At 73.8% G+C, this 6,627-nt stretch carries 4 protein-coding genes; all 4 read right to left on the bottom strand.

Translation table 11 applies throughout. The features are described 5' to 3' along the window. Window positions 1-91 precede the first annotated feature (91 nt). Window positions 92-1,099: a lysylphosphatidylglycerol synthase domain-containing protein gene (locus ACFO6V_RS25440; protein ID WP_377141136.1), complete on the bottom strand. Its 1,008-nt coding sequence runs from the start codon at window positions 1,097-1,099 to the stop codon at window positions 92-94. Beyond that, window positions 1,096-2,265: a glycosyltransferase gene (locus ACFO6V_RS25435; protein ID WP_377141133.1), complete on the bottom strand. Its 1,170-nt coding sequence runs from the start codon at window positions 2,263-2,265 to the stop codon at window positions 1,096-1,098. Before ACFO6V_RS25435 ends, ACFO6V_RS25440 begins: the two co-directional genes overlap by 4 nt. Further along, complete coding sequence (locus tag ACFO6V_RS25430; protein WP_377141129.1) at window positions 2,262-3,365, bottom strand: glycosyltransferase family 2 protein; 1,104 nt, start codon at window positions 3,363-3,365, stop codon at window positions 2,262-2,264. The genes ACFO6V_RS25435 and ACFO6V_RS25430 overlap by 4 nt, the downstream gene beginning before the upstream one ends. A 1,530-nt stretch (window positions 3,366-4,895) precedes the next feature. Then, window positions 4,896-6,536 carry a DUF2142 domain-containing protein gene (locus ACFO6V_RS25425; RefSeq protein WP_377141126.1) on the bottom strand — a complete coding sequence of 547 codons (1,641 nt, stop codon included), beginning with the start codon at window positions 6,534-6,536 and terminating at the stop codon, window positions 4,896-4,898. Window positions 6,537-6,627: the final 91 nt, after the last annotated feature.

The raw sequence follows: 6,627 nt of genomic DNA, 5'->3' as shown, positions 1-6,627 counted from the left end.
AGCCCAACGCCTCAAGCAACTCTTCGAACAAGCCGCATAACTTGCACTGACCGCTTGACAACGCCCGCCGGGCGTGGCAGCAGGTGCATGGTCATTCTCGCTGTCGGCTTCCGCGGCTCAGCAGGAGCCCCGCACCCGCGAAGGCCAGGTCGACGAGCGTCAGGACCACCCTGCTGACGAGCACCGCGAGAGCCGCGGCCGGCCCGGGGAGCGCACCCGCGAGGACCGCCGCGAGTACCAGCTCGCGCACGCCCGCACCGGCCGGCGCGACCACGAACAGGAACCCGGCGGTCCACGCGAGCGCCCAGCCGCCGGTCGCCAGGGCGAACGTCCGGGCGGTGGGGGGCAGTCCCAGTCCCGTGCAGAGCACCCAGAGCTGCAGGCCGGCGACGAGCCACCCCGCGACCGACCAGGCTGCGGCCCGGCCCAGGCCGGCCCAGGTCATCGGGTGCTCTGGCGCGCCCCGCCGGGCGACTCGTACGGCCAGCCCGATCAGCCGGTTGAGCACGGGCGGGGCGAGCACCACCACGACGGCGGGGGCCGCCCACACCACCCACGACCACGCACCCAGCGCGCCCGCCGAGACGAACGGCAGCGCGACGGCGCCCACCGCCGCGCCCGAAGCCACGGACACCGCGACGGCGACCAGCATCGACGTGGCCGAGCGGCTGCGCGGCACGCTGTGCCCGGCGCCGACCTCCGCGGCGGCCACGACGTTCCAGACGCCGCCCGGCACGTACTTGCCGAGCTGGCTGACGCCGAACACGGCGACGGCTCTCCGCAACGACAGGGGCGAGCCGAGGTCCGCCAGGACGGCGCGCCAGGCGAGCAGCGTGCACCACACGTACCCGGCGCCGAGGACGACGACCAGGACCACCTCGGTCCCGGACAGGTCCGTCGCGGCGCGCGCCAGGGCCGCCCGGTTGTCCAGCACGTACCAGACGGCCAGCCCGAGTGCGGCGGCCAGGAAGCCCCACCGCACCCACCGCGACCGCAGGGCGGCCAGCACACGACTGACGACCGAGCGGCGGGCGGCGGGTGCCGTCGTCACTGGCTCCGCCGTCCCGGGCGCCGCCGTCCCCGCATCGGTCCTCGTCACAGCACTCCCCTGCGCCGCAGCTCGGCGACCAGCGGTTCGGTGACGACCTGCGGGCGGATCCGGTCCCTGCCGCGCGCCGCACGCTCCCGGGCAGCGGTCAGCACCGCGGGGTCGCAGAGGCTGGCGAGCTGAGCCGCGAGCGCCCCGGGATCGGCCGCCGGGACCAGCTCGACGTGCTCCCCCACTGCCCGGCGCTGCGGCGGGGTGTCCGAGGTGACGACCACGCAGCCCGCCGCGAGCCCCTGGTACACCTTGTTCGGCACCACTCGCACGCCCTTCGGGGTGTCGCTGAAGATGCCCAGGCAGACCTGGTGCCCGGCGACGAGGCCGGGCAGCTCGTCGGCCTCCACCCAGTCGTGCCAGGTCACGCCCGGTGTGCCCGCCAGGATCTCGCGCGCGCGGGGCAAGTCCTGGCCCGCGCCGACCATCGTGATGCGGAGCGCGGCACCCGCCGCGACGGCGTCGCGCACCGCCTCGGCGATGACGGGTGCACCCTGCAGCGGTGTGTACAGCCCGAAGAAGACGACGGACAGCTCTCCGTTGGTCGATCCAGTCGAGCCTCCGGTTTCGACGAGCTCAACCGGGGCAACCGGGGTCTCGCCAAGCTCGACCAACGGCGGGACGGCCGGCGAGGAGGCCGCCGTCCGCCAGGCGACCGGTGCGCCGACCAGCACGACGACGCCCCTGTCCGGGTCCGGGAGCATCTGCCGGTGCTCCTCGGTGTCCGTGACGACGAGGTCGGCGCACGCGACGGCCAGCCGGTCCAGCCCGGTCAGCAGCCGCACCCGCAGGCCGGCGGCCCCGCGGTCGGCGGCGGTGTCCCCGGCGAAGACCAGATGGTCGAGCACGATCACCGAGCGCGGGTAGAGCAGCCGCGCGAGGACGACGTCGAAGTGCCCGAGGTAGCCGACGAGCACGGCCCCGGGCCGGCCCTCCGCGCGTCGCTGCCGCACGGCGTCGCGCACCAGCCCCGCCCAGCACAGCAGGAGCCGGATCGCCAGGGCGGGCAGGCGCCACGGCTGCTGGAGCATGCGCACCCGTTCGGCGGTGGAGAAGCCGAGCGGCCGGTTCAGCTCGGCGACCTTGCTGCCGTGGGCGCGCAGCCCCGCGATCAGGACGGCGATGCGGGGGTGGCGCGCGGCGTCGTACGTGCCGAAAGCGATCACTGGACGGCTGCCGGGACGTCGGCGAGCCCGGGGTCGCTGGACCCGACCGGCCGCGCCCGCTCCACGGCCGCCGCCCGGTCGATGGGTGCCGTCAGATCCACCGGTGCCGCCCGGTCCACGGACCCCGGACGGTTCCTGCCGGACGGCCTCCGGTTCTCCGCGGCCGCCGATCCGGCCGGAGCCGCCGTCGTGCCGTACTGCACCTCCTTGAGGCGCTCCAGCGTGTCCTCGAGCAGCACCCGGTTGGTGCGCTGCAGGTCGGCGAGCACGAGCAGGGCGAAGCTGAGCAGCACCCCCACCATGGAGGTCGCCCCGAGCACTATCGACTGGAGGTGCTGCCCAGGGGTGCCGGTCGCGAGGAGCACCGCGTACCGGCCGAACGGCACCGCCGCACCGACCGCGAAGACGAGTCCGAGCGTGAGGAACACCGCGTGCGGCTTGTACATCACGTAGGACCGGCTGATCGCCTGCCCCGACTTCGCGATGTGCTGCCACATGCTCGAGAAGAGGCGCGACTCGCGGGTCTTCGCATTGGTGGTGATCGGCAGGCTCTGGATCCGCAGCCGCTTGTTCCCGGCCTGGATGATCGTCTCCATGCAATAGCTGAACTGCGTGACGACGTTGAGCCGCAGCAGTGCCCCGCGCGAGTAGGCGCGGAAACCGCTCGCGGCGTCGGGCAGATCGGTTCCCGCGGCGAAGTTCACCACCTCGCTGCCCACCTTCTGCAGCGCTTTCTTCAGCGGGGAGAAATGCTCGATGGTGCCGGTCTGCCGGTCGGCGATCACTATGTCGGCGTCGCCCAGCACCACGGGCATCACCAGGTCGCCGATCCGTTCCTGCGGGTACTGGTTGTCGCCGTCGGTGTTCACCACGATGTCGGCACCGTGCCGCAGCGCGTAGTCGACGCCGTCCCGGAACGACCGCGCCAGCCCCATGTTCCGGGCGTGGTGCACGAAGTGCCGCACGCCGAGGCGACGCGCCACCTCGACCGTGTCGTCCGTGGACCCGTCGTCAACGACCAGGATTTCGATCTCGTCGACTCCAGGGATGTCCCGGGGAATCGTGGCAAGCACCAGAGGAAGGGTTTCTTCCTCGTTCAAGCAGGGAATCTGCACGAACAGCTTCATGGCCCTGTGCTTTCGGTAGCAGGCTCTCAGCAAGCAGTGAGTGGCTTCACAAACGGTAAGCACGCCACATGACCAGGGCGTGAACACTGCGTGCCATTCAGTTTCTGTTACCCGGCCGTGACCGAAGCGACGGGATCGGTCATCGAGGCGCGGATACTCTGCACGCGTGACCCGCTCCCCGGCGCGATCCCACGGCGGCGAGCGCCTGGCCGTTCTCACCAGCGCCCTCACCGCAGTCCTGCTGGCACTGACCGTCGCCCTGGCGGACGCCCCGTACGCGACCGGCGACGAGCCACCGCACGTCGACTACGCCTACCAGCTCTGGCACGGCGTTCTCCCGGTCTTCGAGGACGGCCTGCGGCTTCGGCCCGACGGCGCCTGGCTCGCCCCGGTCCAGTGGACGGCGCAGCACCCGCCGCTGTACTACCTGCTGATCGCCCCGCTGGTCGGCCCGCTGGCCGACGCCGGACACCCCGTGGCCGCCGTCTACGCGGCGCGGGGCGTCAACGTGCTCCTGGCCGGCGTCCTCGTGGTCGCCGCCTGGTGGAGCGCACGCCGGCTGACCCGGCCCGGCAGCACGCTGCCCGTCCTCGCCGCGTTCCTGACGGGCGTCATGGCGGCGGTCGCCCACGTGGGCGGCACCGCGTACAACGACCTGCTGGCCGCGCTGTGGGTGACGGTCCTGCTCGGGCTGGTGGGCACCGTGATCCGGCGCGGGCTCGACGCGCGCCTGATCGCGCTGATCTCCGTGGTGGCCGCGGCCGCGTCGCTCACCCGGCTGTCGGCGGGCGCCATCGCCGTCGCCGTAGCGGCCGCCGCGGTGGTCGCCGGGGCGGTGCGTGCCCGGCAGGGCAGGGGCCGCTGGGGGCCGGTGGTCGCGCTGTCCGTGGCCGGCCCGCTGACCGTGCTCGCGGCGAGCGGCTGGTTCTACCTCCGCAACCTGGCACTCACCGGGACCATCACCGGCTCGCACTTCGACTGGGCGCTGGCGAACCAGAACCGTACGGAGCGGCCCGTCTGGCTGGTCCTGGTGGACCCCGTGACGTGGGCCCGGCTGCCCGACGTCTTCTGGTGGGCGGGCCGCACGCCCCCGAGCAACCCGTACGTCATCACGACGCTCGTGGTCACGGCGCTCCTGCTCGTCTGGGTCCCCCTGGTCATCGCGGCCCGTGCCGCACTGCGGCGAGCCCGCCGGCGTACGCACGGGTCGACGGCCGGCAACGCCGACGACCCGGGCACCGCGCGTACCGACAGCCTGCTGCTCCTCGCGCTGCCCGCGGGGGCGGTCGCCGTGGCCGTCACCATGCAGGTGCTGTACGCGGCGAACAGCGGCGGCGTCTACCCGCGCTACCTGCTCGTGGTCTCGCTGCCGCTGTGCCTCGCCGTGGCGGCAGGCCTGTCGGCGCGCCTGCGCCGGTACCTGCCCGTCTGGACCGCCATCTCCTTGGCCGACCTCGTGGTCTGGCTGGCGGTGGAGCTGTCCTCTCCGCCGCCCGCCGGTTACTACGCGGAGCTGCCGGTGCCGGCAGCGGTCGTCGCCGCACTCGCCTGCGGGACCGCCGTCGTCTCCGCGAGGGCGGTGCTGCGGGCAAACAGGCCGCAGGACAGCACCGCGGCTACGGCCGCCAGCACGAGCAGGACGACCAGCGCGGCGAGCTGAGGCCCGGTCAGCGGGCTCCAGCCCGCCCAGCGGGCCGCGGCGTCGGCCACCGTCGACGTCGGGCCCTGGTAGAAGCCCCAGAACCCGAAGGTGAGACCGCTCGCCGCGGCCGCGCACGCCGCACCCACGATCCAGGGCACGGCCCGGCCGATCCGCGGACCGAACAGTGCCGCCGCGCCGAGCGCCGTCGTCACCGACAGCGCGGCGAGCCCGGCGAACAGGTACCTGCCCTGCACCGCGATGACCAGGCCGGTCTCCTGGTAGCCGGGCCAGGCGTTGGCCAGGACCGCGAGCCACAGGGCGGCCGGCAGCAGCAGGAGCACGGCCACCGCCCGCCGGGTGGCGGTCAGGCGCACCAGCGCGATCGCGGCCAGCGCACCGATGGTGACCGCGGCGGTCCAGAAGACCGCGTCCGGTATCCGCAGCTCGAGCCAGCCGAAGTTGCCGAAGAACGACCTGGTCAGCTGAGTCACGCCCGTCCGGAGGAAGTACCAGAGGCCGGCCGGCTCACCGGCTGCGAAGCGGTCCGGGATGCCGACCGGCTGGACCGTGCCAAGGACCAGGAGGTTGCGCAGCCACCACCAGCCGCCGACGGCGAGCGCGACGGCGCCCGCCAGGAGCGTGCCGCGCAGCCGGCGCGCGCGGGAGCCGGACGCCACGAGGTAGGCCGCGGCCACCATCGGCAGCGCGAACACCACCATCACCTTGGTCAGCAGCCCCACGCCGAGCGCGATGCCCAGCCAGGCGGCGGTCCGGGCCCGCAGGTCGCCACCGAGGACGACGACGCACAGGTAGGTGATCGCCGCCCCGCTCAGCGTCACGAGCGCGTCGTTGGTCACGCTGCCCATGATGTGCCCGGCCTGGGGCACGAAGAGCGTGAACGACGCCGCCACGAGCGCCACCGGGCGTGACCCCGACAGCCGGCGCGCCGCCGCCGCGGCCAGCAGCGGCACCGGTACCAGGAGCGCGACGTCGAACAGGCGCAGGGCGAGCAGCTGGTGGTCCCAGCGCGCCTCTGCCATCCCGGTCCCGCGCAGCACCAGCGCGGCGACCGCGTAGTACAGCGGCGGATGCTGCGTCATCTGGTCGACGGCGTCCTCCGGCAGGTGCCGCGTGCTCGTACCGGCGGGCACCGGGTCGGCCAGGGCGTTGCCGGCGTCGACCACGAACCGGTCGCCGTCCGGGACGGGCGGGACCGCGACGAACTGCGGGACGTCCTCCCGGTCGAAGTGCCTGCCGGGCAGGTCGGTCTCCAGCTCGGCCTGCTCCCGGGCGGCGTCGACGGCGGGACCCACCAGGGCCTCGCCTGCGGCCGGCCACCCGCCGCCGTAGGCGAGGCGGAGGACGCTGTTGACGTGCTGCGGCTCGTCCGGCGCGCGGAACGGCGGGGCCAGCACCGCCCACAGCACACCCGTCAGCATGACCGATGCGGTGATGAGGGCGAGGCCCCGGCGGTACGCCACCTCGGCAGGATCGTCGCGCACGCTCACAGGATAGGGGTCACGCTCGCCGTCGTCCGGATGACGGCGGACACCCTCGCGTCGTCTGCGCGTCGGCCGGGGGCCCTACTGTGAC

The organism is Promicromonospora alba (genome assembly GCF_042654905.1).
In the GTDB taxonomy this organism is placed as follows: domain Bacteria; phylum Actinomycetota; class Actinomycetes; order Actinomycetales; family Cellulomonadaceae; genus Promicromonospora; species Promicromonospora alba.
The sequence above is the reverse complement of the archived record's forward strand: the minus strand, read 5'-3'. Positions and strand labels throughout refer to the sequence as shown.